The organism is Novosphingobium sp. HNCC26DJ243, from assembly GCF_057180545.1.
The window spans coordinates 1497270-1512421 of record NZ_JBXUGN010000001.1 but is presented as its reverse complement, the minus strand read 5'-3'; the positions used below and the strand labels follow the sequence as shown (position 1 = coordinate 1512421).

General features: G+C 65.3%; 15 protein-coding genes and 1 tRNA gene. 4 read left to right on the top strand and 12 right to left on the bottom strand.

What is annotated here, in order from left to right:
* Window positions 1-61: 61 nt before the first annotated feature.
* A complete protein-coding gene (locus AC2A04_RS07470; RefSeq protein ID WP_484211655.1) occupies window positions 62-526 on the bottom strand; it encodes a GNAT family N-acetyltransferase in 465 nt (154 codons plus the stop codon).
* A 199-nt stretch (window positions 527-725) separates the two neighbouring features.
* Here AC2A04_RS07470 and AC2A04_RS07465 point away from each other — a divergent pair, with 199 nt between their 5' ends.
* Complete coding sequence (locus AC2A04_RS07465) at window positions 726-1154, top strand: hypothetical protein (protein WP_484211654.1); 429 nt, start codon at window positions 726-728, stop codon at window positions 1152-1154.
* A 43-nt stretch (window positions 1155-1197) separates the two neighbouring features.
* Here AC2A04_RS07465 and AC2A04_RS07460 read toward each other — a convergent pair whose 3' ends face one another.
* Genes AC2A04_RS07460 through AC2A04_RS07430 form a run of 7 tightly spaced genes read right to left on the bottom strand, consistent with a single transcriptional unit; the run spans window position 1198 to window position 8387 of the window.
* Window positions 1198-2163: an RDD family protein gene (locus AC2A04_RS07460; RefSeq protein WP_484211653.1), complete on the bottom strand. Its 966-nt coding sequence runs from the start codon at window positions 2161-2163 to the stop codon at window positions 1198-1200.
* Window positions 2163-3227 carry a stage II sporulation protein M gene (locus AC2A04_RS07455; protein WP_484211652.1) on the bottom strand — a complete coding sequence of 355 codons (1065 nt, stop codon included), beginning with the start codon at window positions 3225-3227 and terminating at the stop codon, window positions 2163-2165. The genes AC2A04_RS07460 and AC2A04_RS07455 overlap by 1 nt, the downstream gene beginning before the upstream one ends.
* Before the next feature lies 1 nt (window position 3228).
* Complete coding sequence (locus AC2A04_RS07450) at window positions 3229-4557, bottom strand: DUF58 domain-containing protein (protein ID WP_484211651.1); 1329 nt, start codon at window positions 4555-4557, stop codon at window positions 3229-3231.
* Window positions 4554-5510 carry an AAA family ATPase gene (locus AC2A04_RS07445; RefSeq protein ID WP_484211703.1) on the bottom strand — a complete coding sequence of 319 codons (957 nt, stop codon included), beginning with the start codon at window positions 5508-5510 and terminating at the stop codon, window positions 4554-4556. The genes AC2A04_RS07450 and AC2A04_RS07445 overlap by 4 nt, the downstream gene beginning before the upstream one ends.
* Before the next feature lie 5 nt (window positions 5511-5515).
* Window positions 5516-6796: a DUF4350 domain-containing protein gene (locus tag AC2A04_RS07440; RefSeq protein WP_484211650.1), complete on the bottom strand. Its 1281-nt coding sequence runs from the start codon at window positions 6794-6796 to the stop codon at window positions 5516-5518.
* On the bottom strand, window positions 6793-7455 hold the full coding sequence (locus AC2A04_RS07435) for a DUF4129 domain-containing protein (RefSeq protein ID WP_484211649.1): 663 nt from the start codon (window positions 7453-7455) through the stop codon (window positions 6793-6795). The genes AC2A04_RS07440 and AC2A04_RS07435 overlap by 4 nt, the downstream gene beginning before the upstream one ends.
* Window positions 7456-7496: 41 nt before the next feature.
* Window positions 7497-8387, bottom strand: coding sequence for a prephenate dehydratase (locus AC2A04_RS07430; RefSeq protein WP_484211648.1), 891 nt, complete (start codon window positions 8385-8387; stop codon window positions 7497-7499).
* Window positions 8388-8542: 155 nt separating this feature from the next.
* On the opposite strand from AC2A04_RS07430, the gene AC2A04_RS07425 reads away from it, so the two are divergent.
* Complete coding sequence (locus AC2A04_RS07425; RefSeq protein ID WP_484211647.1) at window positions 8543-9430, top strand: c-type cytochrome; 888 nt, start codon at window positions 8543-8545, stop codon at window positions 9428-9430.
* An 83-nt stretch (window positions 9431-9513) separates the two neighbouring features.
* Here the strand turns inward: AC2A04_RS07425 and AC2A04_RS07420 are convergent, their stop codons facing one another.
* Complete coding sequence (locus AC2A04_RS07420) at window positions 9514-9948, bottom strand: winged helix-turn-helix transcriptional regulator (RefSeq protein ID WP_484211646.1); 435 nt, start codon at window positions 9946-9948, stop codon at window positions 9514-9516.
* Window positions 9949-10003: 55 nt separating this feature from the next.
* Between AC2A04_RS07420 and AC2A04_RS07415 the strand changes: the two genes are divergently transcribed.
* A complete protein-coding gene (locus AC2A04_RS07415) occupies window positions 10004-10612 on the top strand; it encodes an NAD(P)-dependent oxidoreductase (protein ID WP_484211645.1) in 609 nt (202 codons plus the stop codon).
* Window positions 10613-10724: 112 nt separating this feature from the next.
* On the opposite strand, the gene AC2A04_RS07410 is transcribed toward AC2A04_RS07415, so the two are convergent.
* Together AC2A04_RS07410 and AC2A04_RS07405 are read right to left on the bottom strand one after the other, a co-directional pair.
* Complete coding sequence (locus AC2A04_RS07410; protein WP_484211644.1) at window positions 10725-11393, bottom strand: RlmE family RNA methyltransferase; 669 nt, start codon at window positions 11391-11393, stop codon at window positions 10725-10727.
* On the bottom strand, window positions 11390-12670 hold the full coding sequence (locus AC2A04_RS07405; RefSeq protein WP_484211643.1) for a Ppx/GppA phosphatase family protein: 1281 nt from the start codon (window positions 12668-12670) through the stop codon (window positions 11390-11392). The genes AC2A04_RS07410 and AC2A04_RS07405 overlap by 4 nt, the downstream gene beginning before the upstream one ends.
* Before the next feature lie 159 nt (window positions 12671-12829).
* Between AC2A04_RS07405 and AC2A04_RS07400 the strand changes: the two genes are divergently transcribed.
* Window positions 12830-12903: transfer RNA gene (locus tag AC2A04_RS07400), tRNA-Gln, on the top strand.
* A 51-nt stretch (window positions 12904-12954) separates the two neighbouring features.
* Here AC2A04_RS07400 and AC2A04_RS07395 read toward each other — a convergent pair.
* On the bottom strand, window positions 12955-15081 hold the full coding sequence (locus AC2A04_RS07395) for a TonB-dependent receptor plug domain-containing protein (protein ID WP_484211642.1): 2127 nt from the start codon (window positions 15079-15081) through the stop codon (window positions 12955-12957).
* Window positions 15082-15152: the final 71 nt, after the last annotated feature.

Genomic DNA, 15152 nt, shown 5'->3' with positions numbered 1-15152 from the left:
GGAATTGACGGGGAAGCTTTAACCGGCAAGCCAGTAGGAGAGTTGCCCCGAGCAAACTCTCCTACAAGGCCAGAGTCAAGCACTGGCTGAAATCGTCCAGCACGTAGTCGGCAAAGGCGTCGCAATTGACGAAGCCGTGCTTTCTGTAGAGTCCGAGCGCGGGTTCGAAGGCGGGGCCTTGGCCGGTCTCGAGGCTGACGCGGGTGTAGCCGCGTGATCGGGCGATGGCGAGGAGGTGGAGGAGGATGGACTCGCCCACACGCTTGCCCAGCCATTGCGGAGCGACGCGCATTGATTTCAATTCACCGTGCCGCTCGTCCAGTTCCTTGATGGCTCCCATTCCGGCCAGATCATAGTCGATCCACGCAGAAAAGAACGTAACTCCGGGCTGACGCAGTTTGTCGACCGGGAGGGCGTGAACCTTGCAGGCAGGCGAGTGCGCATGCATCCCGGCAAGATGCAGTGATACGAGCTGTCGGATCGCCTCGCCCGAGAGATCGTCCTCGATCATGTGCAGACCGTTCATGGCTCCTGTCCTCAAATCGTGATCGCATCGGCTAACAACACGAACCACTTCAGTGCAAGCAAGAGCCTCGCAATAATTTGACTCCGGGCACGATAAGGCGCAGCCATTTGCCGCTTGAGCCGAGTCATAACAGGGTCGTCCGACGCAAGTTAGAACGTGCGGAGAAAAACTTCTTCTGCACAACTTGGGGGATGCTGTCATGAAAAGGTTGTTCTTACTACCTCTGCTTGTAATTGCCATGCCGGTCCAGGCCCAGGAATATCCTGTTGTACCAGGTGATTACGTTACGGTCTCGATGATCTCCGTCGAGGATGGTCACGACCTTGAATATGCGAACCATCTGGCCGGCATGTGGCGCAAAGGTCAGGATTTCGCCGTGAAGCAGGGATGGATCACGGGTTACGAAATCCAGACCAACGAGAACAAGCGGCCCGGCGAACCCGACTTCTTTCTTGTTACCCGTTTCAGCAAATTCGCCGATCCGGCGCAGGAGGAGGCGCGGGAGAAGGCCTACAATTCGTATATGGCTACCTCTGCGGCGCAGATGGAGGCAGCGTCGGGCGAGCGGGCGAAATATCGCAAAGTCTTGGGATCCATGCTGCTTCGTTCATGGAAATGGCGCAACTGAACCTGGCTGGCGCGGTCCTTTACGGACCGCGCTATCCCATTTGTCATTGCCCCCCGCTGTGCTTGTCTGCCTTGCGCTTGCCGAAGCGCATGCCCGTTTCGAGACGCGCTCGCAATTGCGCGTAATAGGCCTCGAGGAAGGCGCGCTCGTCTCCCGAGCCTGCGCTCCAGCCGATCTTGCGGCAGATCGTCTGCGCCACGTCCCGCATTGCTTCCTCGCGTCCTTCGCGAAGGACGCGTTCGAGGACCTGAAGTTCGTACTCCCCGTAGACGGCCAGATCGGCGTCACCGAACCGGTACTGCGCGCCTGTGGCCTGCGAGCGGCCGCGCGCGGCCTCGCCGGTTGAAAGCGCCTGCTCCAGTCGGCGCTTCGGGGCCTCGACCACCCATGTTCCTGCGATAAGGTCCCCGCAACGCAAGCGGTCGCGATTGAAGAACGGGAAGAAGGCGAAAATCAGGAACCATGCAAGGCCAGCCCATCCGGCGAGGTCAGTGTCGCCGCCTTCGGCCCAGGCGGAAAAGAAGAAAATCACCGGCATGAACAGTTCGATGTCGCGTACGAGATTGCGCGCGATCACCGCTTCGGTCGTCAGGCGGGCTCCTGCGCTACTGCTGGCGCGCGCGGCGACGCGGATGCCGGTGATGCGCTTCCCCGGCGTTGCGCCGCGTGCGCCCAGTTCGAAGTACAGAAACCAGGCATTGCGGAACAGGAACAGCGCAACGATCCACAGCACGCCCAGGGCCTGCACGGCGTGGCTGGCCGGATCGTTGCCCTTCAAGTCCAGCCCCACGCCCTCGGCCACCTTCATCAGGATGACCGTCATTCCGATCATGGCACCGACGATCATCGCCAGATCGAGGAACAGTGCCGCCGCCCGCGCGCCCCGCGAGGCAAGCAGAAAAGGCAGCGGCACGCCTTCTGGCGTGATGACCGTGCGTCGCCGTCGCGCCTCATGATCAAGCGGGGTGTTGGCCGATGATCGCTTGCGATAGGGCAGGGCGAACGCCATCAGGTCTTGATCCCCCGCCGGAAGGCAAAGAAGTAGGCACACCACGCGACCAGCATGAAGCCACCCACGGTGAGCCGCGAGGGCGTTGAATCAACGAGTTGGCGGGCAAACCCTTCGAGGATCGCGGCGACGACGAGCATCAGCACGACGCCCGTCATCACCTGTGCGGCACGGCGTCCGGCCGATCCTGCTGCATCGAGAACAGAGGCATTGCCCGGAAAGGCCATCGAGCGGCCAATATGAATGCCCGAAGCGCCAGCAAGCAGGATCGCGAAAAGTTCTGTCGTGCCGTGGATCGAGAGCCAGCCGATGAAATCGAGCAGAAGGCCCTGTCCGTGGTAGAGCCAAAGCATCGCACCGAGCAGCGCGGTGTTCTGGATCAGCAGCAGCATCGTGGGCAATCCGAAGGCGAAGCCGAGCGCGAAGCACAGGATCGAAACCTGGGCATTGTTGCTGAACAGGGCGGCGGCAAAGACGCTCATCCCTTCCTGGCCCTGGTTGCCGAAGATGGTGCCGCGCAGGACCTCGCGGCTGGCACCGGGCACGCGTTCATCGGCAAAGCCGCCGGAGACGAGCGCGTAGTACCATTCGCTGTTGGAGGCGACGAGCAGCCAGCCGACCGCGACGCCAGCGACCATCAGTGCGAACGCGATCAGGATGTCGAAACCGAGGCCGCGCACCGCAGCGCTCCATTCCCCCCCGAGAAAACGTTTGAACCAAGACCACAACGAGGCGCGGGGCCCGTAGACGAGGAACCATGCGCGCTGGGTCAGCGCTTCGAGGTAGGCGACGAGCGCGGCGTCGAGCGAGGTTTCGCGCGCGATCGAGAGACTGGACGCGGCGGTGCGATAAAGCGCGGGCAGGGCAAGAAGGTCATCGTCCGGGACGCGGCGCATCCGCCCTTTCTCCATCGCAGTGACGATGGATTCGAGGCGCTTCCATTCGCTCTCGCGCTCCAGCCGGAAGCGGTCGGAGCGCAGCGCGGCCTGTTCGGCAGTGACGGCCTGCTCCGGGGCCTTCGAGAACCAGCCGCCGATCTTCTGCGCAATGCTGGTGGAAGCCATGTCAGCCGATCCTCCCTTCGCGCTTGATCGCCAGGTAGGCATCGAGGAGGCGCGTGCCGATCCTGTCGTGCGGGGCCTCGACCACGCGCACCCCGAGATGACGCAGGCGCTGGAGCACCAGCGCGCGCTGGCGGACGAGCGAGGATGCCGTCACCGCTTCGGCCACCGATTGCATGTCGGCGACCGGCCCGGAGACAATGCGCGCCATGTCGGCATCGGCCATGACCACGAAAAGCACGACATGCCGCTCGACCAGCCGGCCGACGTTCTCGACCATCAGTTCGGCGCTGGTGGGGTCGGTGAAATCGGAAAACAGCACGATTAGCGAACGGCGCTGGAGGCGCGCGGCCAATGTGGACAGCGCGAGCGTGAAGTTGGGTTCGCCGGGGTGATAATCGAGGCCCGCGGCGGCCCGCTGCAACTGGGCGAAATCGCGGCTGGACGTGACGAAAGGCGTGGCGACTTCAGGCCGCGCGGCAAAGCCGAACAGGGCAACGCGGTCCTGTGCCTTGAGCGCGACATAGGCCGTGGTGAGCGCGGCGGTGACGGCACGATCTATTCGCGGCAGTCCGTCGATCGGTTCGCACATCGCCTGGCCGCAATCGAAGGCAAAGACGATCTGGTTGTTGCGCTCGACCTCGTATTCCTTGGCGAAAAGCCGGGCATGGCGGGCGGAGCTTTTCCAGTCGATCCGGCGGCGGTCCATACCCGGTTCGTATTCGGCGAGCGCTTCGAATTCCGAGCCCTCGCCGCGGATACGGCGCGCGATCAGGCCGAACTGGGCATCGCGCAGGAATATCTGGAGCGCAGGGCTGCGGACCGGGGCGATATTGGGCCAGATGCGTACCGCCTGAACAAGCGGGCGGCTGACTTGCCGGTAAGCCAGGCCTAGCGGTCCGCTCCAGCGCAGCCAGATGCGATTGACGGCGGCAGTGCCGCGGCGGTTGGCGGTCAGTCTGGCCGATCCGCTCCACGCGCCTTCGTCCGGCGTCAATGCCACATCGATCCGGCCACCCGACGCGAGGCGCGGATCGCATTCAAGCGCGGCCGCAGGCCGGGCGCGCGGGCCGACGCGGGCAAGGTCGGCCAGTACGGTTAGCGTTGCATCCTCGCCCACCTCGGCATCGGCGGGCGCGATCACGCGCAGATCGTCCAGCGAGCCTGCAAACATTCCGTCAAGCAAGACGAGCACCAGCAGCGTGCCGCCCAGCGCAGGCGCCGCAATCCATGCGCCCGGCGCCGCTGCGGCAAGCAGAAGCGCCAGCGGGGCAAGGCCCGCGACGACCAGCACCGCGCGCTGCGTGGGCAACAGGGCGGCAGGCAGGTTCAACGCGGTGCTTCCGTGCCTTCGACCAGCGCAGCGACGATGGCCTCCACCTGCTTGCCTTCGATCTCGGCAGCGGGGCTGAGCAGCAGGCGATGGCGCAGGACGGCAGTAGCAAGCGCCTTGACGTCGTCTGGGATCACGTAGTTGCGGCCATCGAGGGCGGCCCGCGCACGCGCTGCGCCAGCCAGCAGGACGGCGGCGCGCGGAGAGGCACCGGCGACGAGATCTCCCGTCTCGCGGGTCGCGCGTACCAGTCGGACGACATAGTCGACGATCGATTCGGCAAGCGTGACGCTGGCGACCGCGGCGTTGGCGCGGGCGAGTTCGGCACTGTCGGTTATCGCGGTGAGGCCGAGTTCGGCTGGCTTGGGCGCGCCTCGGCCTTCACCATAGCGGGCGACGATGCGGGCTTCTTCCTCGGCAGACGGGTAGCCCACGATCAGCTTGAACAGGAAACGGTCGAGCTGCGCCTCGGGCAGGGGATAGACGCCCTGGCTTTCGATCGGGTTTTGCGTTGCGACGACCATGAAGCGATCGGACAGGGCGTGCGCTTCGCCATCGAGCGTGACGCGGCGTTCCTGCATGGCTTCGAGCAGCGCGGCCTGCGTCTTGGGCGGGGTGCGATTGATCTCGTCGGCCAGCAGCAGTTCGTGGAAGATCGGCCCGCGCGTAAGCGTGAACTGGCTGGTCTGGAAATTGAACAGGTTGGAGCCGAGAATGTCGCCCGGCATAAGGTCGGGCGTGAACTGGATGCGGCCGAAGTCCAGCCCCAGCGAGGCAGCAAGGCACTGCGCGAGAAAGGTCTTGGCGGTGCCCGGCGGGCCTTCGAGCAGGACGTGGCCGCCCGCGAACAGGGCGACGAGGAGATGGTCGAGCACCTCTTCCTGCCCGACCACGGCCTTGCCCACTTCGGCGCGGATGCGGCCGGCGAGCGCGCCGAGGTCTTCAAGGGTCATATCGCTCACGTCAGGTCCTTTTCGATCTGCTGGATCACGGCGGCGCGCCGGGTCAGGTCATGGGGTTTGCGGGCCGCGCGCAAGTGTGCGGCAGCGGCGGCGAAGCGTGGACCAACAAGGCCGCGCCGGTCTTGCGCGACGTCGATCGCGCGCTCTGTCGCATCGGCAGATGTGCCGCGCGGCAGGCCCAGCGCCTGCGCGATACGGTCGCGCGCGGCGTCGGCGTATGGTGCGGCGACAAGGTGGACGCGGCCGGTGCGCCGGATCAGTCCGGCGGCGTTCGCAACCAGCGCCGCCTTGCCATTGGTGATCTCTGGCGCGGTCTGCAGGGCGGGGCCGAAACGGTGGAACGCCCGCCAGGCCACAGCCAGTGCGGCCAGCAGGAGGCACAGCGTGGCGGCAAGGAACGGTGGCTCGAAGGCCAGTGTCAGCAGGTTCCGGCTCGCGCCGAAACCGTTGAAGGTCATGTCGAAGGCGAAGGGCTGGGCGCGATTGTCAGCCGTTGCAAGAACGAGATCGCGCGCGAGCATGGCGGTCGAGCGGTCGGCCAGCCCCCAGTTGTCGAGCAGGTCGGGCTCGAACACGAGGACCACGGGATAGATGTCTTCGTCCTCGCCACCATAACCGGGATCGATGCCGGCAAGATCGTTGAGCGCAGGGTAATATCCATCGTCGTCGAGCCACGCGGCAAGGACCTTGCCGTTGCCCGCATTCACGATGGGGATCAGGCCCTTGCCCGACCCGGTTTCCACTTGGCGGTCATCGGGCAGCTTGCCCTGCCGGGCCCCGATCCTCCAGCCGCCCGCGGGCGCGGACTTGTCGGTGCCGACCTCGACCGTGACGTTGTCGGCAAAGCCCTTCCACTGGGGCGCGGTAGTACCAAGGATCTGGACCCAGCCGCGCTTGGCCTTCTTGCCGCTGGCGCCCATCGCGAACCATTTGGGCGTGACCACAAGCGTCGGCCCGACATAGCGCCGCGCATCGACCACTTTGGCGATTTCCTTGCCGTCGGCTTCCGGCGGCGGCGTAAGAATCAGCAGGCCGGGCTGCGTCTCGATGCCGCGGCGGTTGCGCTGCCGCACGACGTCGAGGTCCTCGGCCTCGAGCATTTTCGCAAGGCCGGCATAGCCGTTGAGGCCGTGCCCGCCGACATGGGCGCCGCCGTTGTTGCCGCTGCCACCGGTATTGTGCCCCAGAAACCAGAGCAGGGCGACAAAGGCGAGCGCGCCCACCAGCAACATGCCGATCACGGTGGAGCGCGGGAAAGGCGATGCAGGCGCGCTCATGCCGATGTCTCGATCCGCTCGAGCGCGAAGCGGGCATAGGCGGCGCGCGCGCGGGTCCAGTCGCCTGAATCGAGGGCGCGGAGCGCGTAGCGGGCGCGTTCGACAAGGGCTGCGATCTCGGCAAAGGCAAGGCGGGCGCTTGGCGGAAGGCCGGTCAGGCCGCCGATCTCGCGGGCAGTGCTGGAAGGTTGCAGCCAATCGGGCCGCGCCTTGGCGATCTGGCCGACGCTGCGACGGAGCAGGAGATGCGCGGCCTCGTCAAAATGGCCATTGGCAGCGAGCGCGTCGGCATCCTCGAGCAGCGCTAGCGCTTCCTCGCGGGCGGGTGCCCATTCTGGCGCAGGCGCCGAGCCGCGCGATTTGCGGCCTTTCCACAGAGGCCAGAGCAGGCTCCATGCGATCCAGGCGACACCGATCGCCGCGCCGACCAGCAATGCAATCTCTACCCAGCTCCAGCTTGCACCAAGCAAGCGGCCCAGTGGCGACAGCAGCCATTCGAGGAAACGGCCAATCGCCTTCAGCCATTCGGGCGAGACCGGCGGCGGATCGGGCGGGACGGGTGCAAGCTGGATATCACCGGCATCGCGCATGGCGCGCCATGCGGCATCAGCCGCTGCAGCGTCGTTCGTTGCCGTATTTCCCGCCGCAGGTGCCGTCACCTGCTCTTCGTGGCACGCAGGCCGGAATCCGGCAAGAGCAACTAGCCCCGGATACGCTCCATCGGGTAAGTGCCGAGCATCCGCAGGCGCTTGGCAAAGAAGCCCAGTTCATCGAGCGCGCGATCGACCGCCGGATCGCCGGGTGCGCCAACGATGTCCGCAAAGAACTCGGTCGCGGCAAAGCTCGCACCGCGTTGGTAGCTTTCAAGCTTGGTCATGTTGACGCCGTTGGTGGCGAAGCCGCCGAGTGCCTTGTAGAGCGCGGCCGGAATATTGCGCACTTCGAAGACGAACGTGGTCATCGCAGGTCCTTCGATCGCTGCGGGTTCAAGTGGGGTCTTCGAGAGAATCACGAATCGGGTGGTGTTGTCGTGCGCGTCCTCGACATTGTCCTCGATCACCTTGAGTCCGTAGAGATCGGCCGCGATGCGCGGGGCGAGTGCGGCGACGGTCGGATCACCCAATTCGGCGACATAGGCGGCAGCGCCTGCGGTGTCAGCATAGCTCATCGGCACGATGCTGCGTTCGCGGAGGTAGAAGCGCGACTGGCCGAGCGCCTGCGGGTGGCTGTAGGCCGCCGTGAAGGGGCCATCGCCCAACGCCATCAAGCTGGCATGAATCTCGAGGAAGTGTTCGCCGACAATCGACAATCCGCTTTCGGGCAGAAGGAAGTGGATATCGGCGACGCGCCCGTGCTGCGAGTTCTCGATCGGGATGATCGCCTGTCCTGCGCGCCCTTCCTTGACCGCATCCAGCGCATCTTCGAACGAGAAGCAGGGTAGGGGCAGGCAATCGGGCAGGGCTTCGAGCGCGGCGCGATGCGAGTTGGCGCCAGGGGCGCCCTGGAACGAGACGGCACGAGCCGGATCGGCCTTGGCGGCGGCGGCCATCTGCTCGACCAGGGCGAGCGCGGGGGCGGGATAGCTCTGCATGATGCCCGCGCGATTAGGCTTCTGCGCGTTTTGCGGCAAGTGACATTACTTTTGGGCCTCAAAGCATCTTGCGCTGCGGCAAGCCGCTGACTAGAGCGTGCCGCAACTCGCGCGGGGGCCGGCAGGGTGTCGGCGTGCGCCAATGGGGCTCGTAAATGGACGACCGTTTCAACACCATCGCCGGGTGGACCTTGTTCGGGGGCATCGTGGCTCTTGGTCTTTCCAGCCTTTCGGCGCACTATTTCCTCGCCGACAAGGAACATCGTCCCGAGCAGATGGGCTACGCGATCGAAGGCGTCGAAGAAGAAGGCGGCGCTGGCGCGGCTGAACTGCCTCTGCCGAATCTTCTTGCCGCAGGCGATGTTGCCAAGGGCGAAGCCATCTTCGCCAAGTGCAAGGCCTGCCACACGGCCGAGCAGGGCGGCGCCAATGGCATCGGTCCGAATCTCTACGGGATCGTCGGCAAGCCGGTTGGCAAGCACGCGGCAGGTTTCGCTTATTCGGCGGATCTGGCCGGCAAGGGCGGCAACTGGGATTTCGCCACGCTCGACACCTGGCTGAAGAGCCCCAAGGCCTTCGCCGCCGGCACCAAGATGTCGTTCGCGGGCCTGCCCAAGGGTGAAGATCGCGCCAACGTCATTCTCTATCTCAACTCGCTCGGCTCCAACCTGCCGCTGCCCGCACCTGTTGCGGTGCCTGCTGCCGGTGCGGCCCCCGCTGCTGTTGCCGTCGTCGGTGATGCGGCCAAGGGCGAGGCGGTCTTTGCCAAGTGCAAGGCTTGCCACACCATCGACCAGGGCGGCGCCAATGGCATCGGCCCGAACCTGTGGGCCGTGGCCGGTGAGGCGGTCGCTGGCGACCGTGGCGGCTATGCCTTCTCCGATGCGCTCAAGGGCAAGGGCGGCACTTGGGACGACGCTACGCTCGACGCATGGCTGACCAGCCCGGCGAAGTTCGCCGCCGGCACCAAGATGACCTTTGCGGGCATCGCCGATGCGCAGCAGCGCGCCGACGTAATCGCCTACCTGAACACGAAGAAGTAAGCTTCGAGTACAGACAGAATAGCGAAAGGGCGTCCGCAGCGATCCGGGCGCCCTTTTTCGTTTGGTCGGCGTGCGCCGTCTTCTCAACCCTGATCCGAACCCGCCCGCAGATCGTAGGCGTGCTGGGCGGCGGTCACTTCGATCATGCAGGTCTCCGCCCAGTCGATCATCGCGCGCATCGCGCCGATCAGGCCCCGGCCTAGCGGCGTGATGGCATAAGTGACGGTCACCGGTACTGTCGGCACAACCGTGCGTGTCACCAGTCCATCGCGCTCGAGCGAGCGCAGGGTCTGGCTCAGCATCTTCTGGCTGACGCCCTGGATGCGCCGCTTGAGCGCGTTAAAACGCATTTCCTCGGCAGAAAGCAGCAGCAGGATCAGCGCGCTCCACTTGTCCGCGATCCGGTCGAGCAACTGCCGGGTCGGGCAATTGGCAGCGTAGACATCGCCTCGGGGCGAAGGTTCTGCTTCGCGCGTTACCTCGCGGTAACCAGGTATGGAAATCGTGCCTTCTTGCATAGGTGAGCTCGATAGCGCACTTGGTATCCGTTGGAAACTACCCAGGAGTCCGATGATGAAAGTTGCAGTCCTTGGCGCGTCAGGGCGCGCCGGTTCCGAAATCACCGCAGAGCTTTCGCGACGTGGCCACGAGGTCCTCGCCGTGGCGCGCAAGCCCGAGGCGATCAAGACCGCGCCGGGCGTGACCGCGATTGCAGGCGATGCTTCGGATGCGCAGTCGCTTGCCGGCGCGATCGACGGCGTCGATGCTGTAATCAGCGCGCTGCACTTCGATATCCCCGCCAAGACCCTGCTGGATGCGCTCAAGGCCGCCGGTGTTTCGCGCCTGCTGGTGACGGGAGGTGCGGCGAGTCTTGAGGTGGCGCCGGGCAAGATCCTGTTCGACGCGATGGACCTGCCCGACGAGTGGAAGCCCGCGATCCTTGGCGGCATCGCCTTCCTCAAGGACTTGCGGCAGGAAACGCAGATCGACTGGACGTTCTTCTCGCCCGCCGCCTTCATCGAGGAAGGTCCGCGTACGGGCAATTTCCGTCTGGGCACCGATCAACTGGTTGTTGACGAAAAAGGCGAGAGCCGGATCAGCTTTGCCGACTATGCCATCGCGATGGTCGACGAGCTTGAACAACATCGCCATCCGCGTGCGCGTTTCACCGCTGCCTATTGAAGCGCCTGCCAGAACAGCCAAGGCGGCGAACAGGCTTCGCGACAGGGTATCATCGGGTGGTCCTGCCAGATTACGGTTCGGCCACCCATGACCTGTGCGAATCGCTGGTCGGCTACTGCGCCCGGCCCTTGAAGCCTTGCGCGATAACGTACCATTCTGACGAATCCTTGCGGCTGGCCGGAGGCTTGGCATGCTTCACCGTGGTGAAGTTCCTCTTGAGGATCGTCAGCAGTTCGGTGTCCGTGCCGCCTGCAAAGACCTTGGCGACAAAGGCCCCGCCCGGTGCGAGAGTCGTCACGGCAAAGTCCACGGCCGTCTCGACCAGGCCCATCGTGCGCAAGTGGTCGGTCTGCTTGTGGCCAACGGTGTTGGCCGCCATGTCTGAGATGACAAGGTCGGGCGGGCCATCGAGCGCGCCCTGCAGCGCCTCGGGGGCTTCGTCGGCCATGAAATCCATCTCGAAGATGGTCACGCCCTCGATCGGCTCGGTCGGCAGAAGGTCGATTCCGACGATCTTTGCCGCAGGGCTCTTCTTGCGCACGACCTGGCTCCACCCGCCGGGCGCGATGCCCAGATCGACCACGCGCTGCGCGCCGCGCAGCAGGCCGAACTTCTCGTCGAGTTCGATCAACTTGAAGGCGGCGCGGCTGCGCCAGCCTTCGGCGCGGGCCTGCTTGACGTACGGATCGTTGATCTGGCGCGAAAGCCAGCGGGCCGAGGACGCGGTGCGCTTCTTTGCGGTGCGCAGGCGTTCGTGGGGGTCTTTGCCGGAGCGGCTCATGCAGCGTTTGTCCGTTGATGGGGCGCGCGCGCGGGATCGCCTCCGCCAGCCATGAGGCTGCGCAGGATGCCCTCGCGGATGCCGCGATCGGCAATGCCGAGGCGGTCGGCAGGCCAGATGTCGAGGATCGATTCGAGAATGGCGCAGCCCGCCACGACGAGGTCGGAGCGTTCGCGCCCGATGCAGGGCAGCGCCACCCGCTCGGCAGGGGTCATGGTCGACAGCCGCTGGCTGATGTCGCGCATTGCGTCGGAGGGCACCACCAGCCCGTCGACCGCGCGGCGATCGTATTGCGGCAGCTCAAGATGAAGGCTGGCGAGCGTGGTTACGGTCCCGCTCGTGCCCAGCAGGCGGATACGCCCCATGCCGCGCACTGCATCGCGCACGGGCGCCACGCGCTCGGCAAAATCGGCGAAGCCTTCGTCCACGCGGCGGCGCATTTCGGCATAGCCGATAGCGCGCGCTTCAGGCGTATCGTCGATCGGTCCGACGCTCTCGGTCAGCGAGACGACGCCCCAGGGGGCCGATTGCCAGTCGAGGATGCGGGGCACGGTTTCCCCGGTCTCGACCAGGACCATCTCGGTCGATCCGCCGCCGATGTCGAAGATCATTGCGGGGCCATCGCCCTGCTCGAGCAGGATATGGCAGCCCAGAACGGCGAGGCGCGCCTCTTCCTGCGCGGTGATGATGTTGAGCCGGATGCCGGTCTCGTCGCGAACGCGCTGGATGAAATCGGCGCCGTTGGCGGCGCGGCGGCAGGCCTCGGTTGCTACCGAGCGGGCGAGGTGCACATTGCGCTTGCGCAGCTTGTCGGCGCAGACATGCAGCGCCGCGAGCGCGCGATCCATAGCGGCATCGGACAGGCGACCGGTCTGCGCAAGACCTTCGCCAAGTCGCACCACGCGGCTGAAAGCGTCGATCACCACGAAGTGCTCGCCCGAGGGCCGCGCGATCAGCAGGCGGCAGTTGTTGGTGCCGAGGTCGATCGCGGCATAGGCCTGGCGATGGTGCGGAAGCGGCTTCTGCCACGTTGGTGCACGCTCGACCACCGGGACGGCAACCGGGGCCGCAGGAACCGTGGCCTCTGCCGCCATGGCAGGGGCAATTGCGATGGCCTGCTTGTCCCCGCCGTCTGGCACGGGCGGGCTGGTCTTGCCGGCGGACTTGGGCGGGAGAGTGCTCCCGGCATTGCTTCGAGGCGGTCGGGGCTTGCGTCGCCCCTTCTTCCTGCTCGATCGCGCACTGTGCCCAGAGGCCGGCGGATTGGTCTCCGCCATGGATCGTATTCGCTTATGTTTTCCCGTGCCGCGTAATGCCTGCCGGGTACTTGGCACCAATGCTAGCGCCGCTGCGCCTCGCCCGCAAGGCCAGCCCCAAAAATGCCATTTCACCGGGTTGACTCAAGGGAGGCCGCCGCCTAATTGCGCGCCTCTCGCTGCCCCGTCGTCTAATGGTAAGACTACGGATTCTGATTCCGTCTATCGAGGTTCGAATCCTCGCGGGGCATCCAGACTTTCATCACACCGCCATGCGTTTGACGTCAGGCTCTCGCCTGATGTGGCTAGATGCTGCCTTTCACCGTCAGCGTGAAAATCGGGCCGATCAGCCGGTCTCTCGTCTCCACGAAGGCAATCGGCGATCCCGGCCTTGGCCCGGCATAGACCTCGCGGTCCCAGCGTTGGCGGGCGTTCAGGAGGTTGCGGGCGTTTGCGCGGATCGTGAGACCCATGACGTTCTTGTGTTCAAGGAAAAGCCCAGCGAAGACCGGACCTTCGAAGGGGCGGCCGATCTCGTAGCGGCGATGGTAGCGCGAAGCGTGGTTGTATTCGTAATCTGCGCCGGCGGCCCAGTCTGTGCCGGGAAAGTCCTGACGGAACTCTACCTCGACGTAACGGTCTGTGCTGCCGAAAGGGATGGCGCGGGTCGCGTCGAAGGGGTCCCTCAGGCTGGTGAAGTAGAGCTCGACGTTGACGTCGAGACGGGCACCCTTCCAGCCGATCGGATCGAACTGCAGCGTTGTATTGCTGACGATCTGGCGTTCGCGCGCACGGCCGACATTGCCGATGCTTTCGCCGAAGGGGCCAATCGGCACCACTGTCACGTAGTCCTGGATCTCGCGCGCGACGAGGCGCAGCTTGGTCGAGCCCCATTTGCCGAAATTGCGGTTCAGCTCGAGTTCTGCAGACCAGTCCTGCTGGGGCACGAGATCGGCATTGCCGGAGTTGGCGTTGCCATCGTCGAGGAAGCGGCGGGCGAGGAAATCGGAGAACGAAAGCTGGCCAACCGAGCGCTTGAGCTTGAACGAGACATCGAGGGTCTTCGATGCCTTCCATGCCAGCGACAGCGAGCCCTTGGGGCGGAAGAAGCTGCGGCTCAGTGGACCGTCGCCATTGCCCGAAGGCGCGCCGGTCTGGCGCAGCGTCGACCGTTCGGCACCAGCGATCAACTGCACAGTCAGCTTTTTGGAAAGCGGCCTACTAAAGGACAGGCTCGCATCGTAGCGGTCCTCCTTTACCCCGCCCGTGCCTTCGGGGAAGGGTTCGTCGACGAACCGCCCTGTGGCATCCAGCGTGGCTACGCGGGCGACGTTGTCGAGCGCATTGAACGCCGCTTCGCCGGCCAGTTGCCAGTCGCCGCCCAGCATCGCCCACGAGTATTCGGCGCGGGCGATCCTTTCGGAACTGTCCGCCGTTTCGGCATAGCGATCCCCCACCGGCGCGCCACCGTCCGCAAAGGTCGTGACGACCGACTGGCTGTAGGGCCTGTGGATCTCGCGGTTGAGACCGATCAGCTTGAGGCGGCCGGGGCCGACCGCGAAGTCCCAGTCACCGCCGATCTCCCAGTTGCGCTCGCTCGACTTGTCGACAAGATCGCGCGCGGTCACCGTACCATCGGCATCGACGCGGTCGGACCGCTCGGTGAACTCGCGAGGGATACGCTGAAAAGAGCCGTTGAGATTGCCCTTGGACGAACCGGGCCCATCGATTGCGAGACGCACCGCGAGCTTGGGATCGTCGCGCCTTGCCTTGACCACGTCTTCGCGGGTCTGAAGCAGGGCGCCGTTGCGATCGGTGATCAGCGTCGGGCCGCCAGCCGCGCCGCGATTGGCATTGTCGACCAGGCTGACAGTGTATTCGACCGGGCCTTGGCGACCTGAGAGCGATATTTCGCCATTGGTAAAGCGCGGGTCGGCGTAATGCGGGCGGAACTCGGGGCTCCAGCGGAACTGGCCGGAGAAGCTGTCGGTCCGCGCAATGACATTGGCGACCTGGCCGGTGAGGCCGGGGATGTCGAGCCGCGCGCCGTCGACCAGTTCGATACGCTCGACCGTCGAGGCCGGAATGCGCGAGAGCTGGGTGAAGATGTCGTCCGACTTGGACGAGAGGCGCTGTGAATTGACCAGCACGTTGCCGCTGGCCTGGCCGAGGCCGCGCGCTTCCTCGCCCTCGCGGATCGAGAAGCCTGGAACCTGGCGCAGCATGTCGAGCGCATTGCGTGGGGCAAAGCGCGTGAAATCTGCGGGCGTGAAGACTGTGCGGCTTTCTCCGGTCTCGGGGAGCGGAGCGCTCGTGGCGAGCGCTGGCGCCGGATCGGGCTCGGCGGCCAACACCGATGTGGACGCGCAAAGCACGGCGAGGATGGCAGCGCGCCTCCCGTGGCGCGCGGATTGTTTCTTTGGAAACTTCATGCCCCGCCGTGCCTTACAACGGCAGGTCTGGCGTGTCACGCTCGACCAACGACATGTGCTGGCCGATGAAA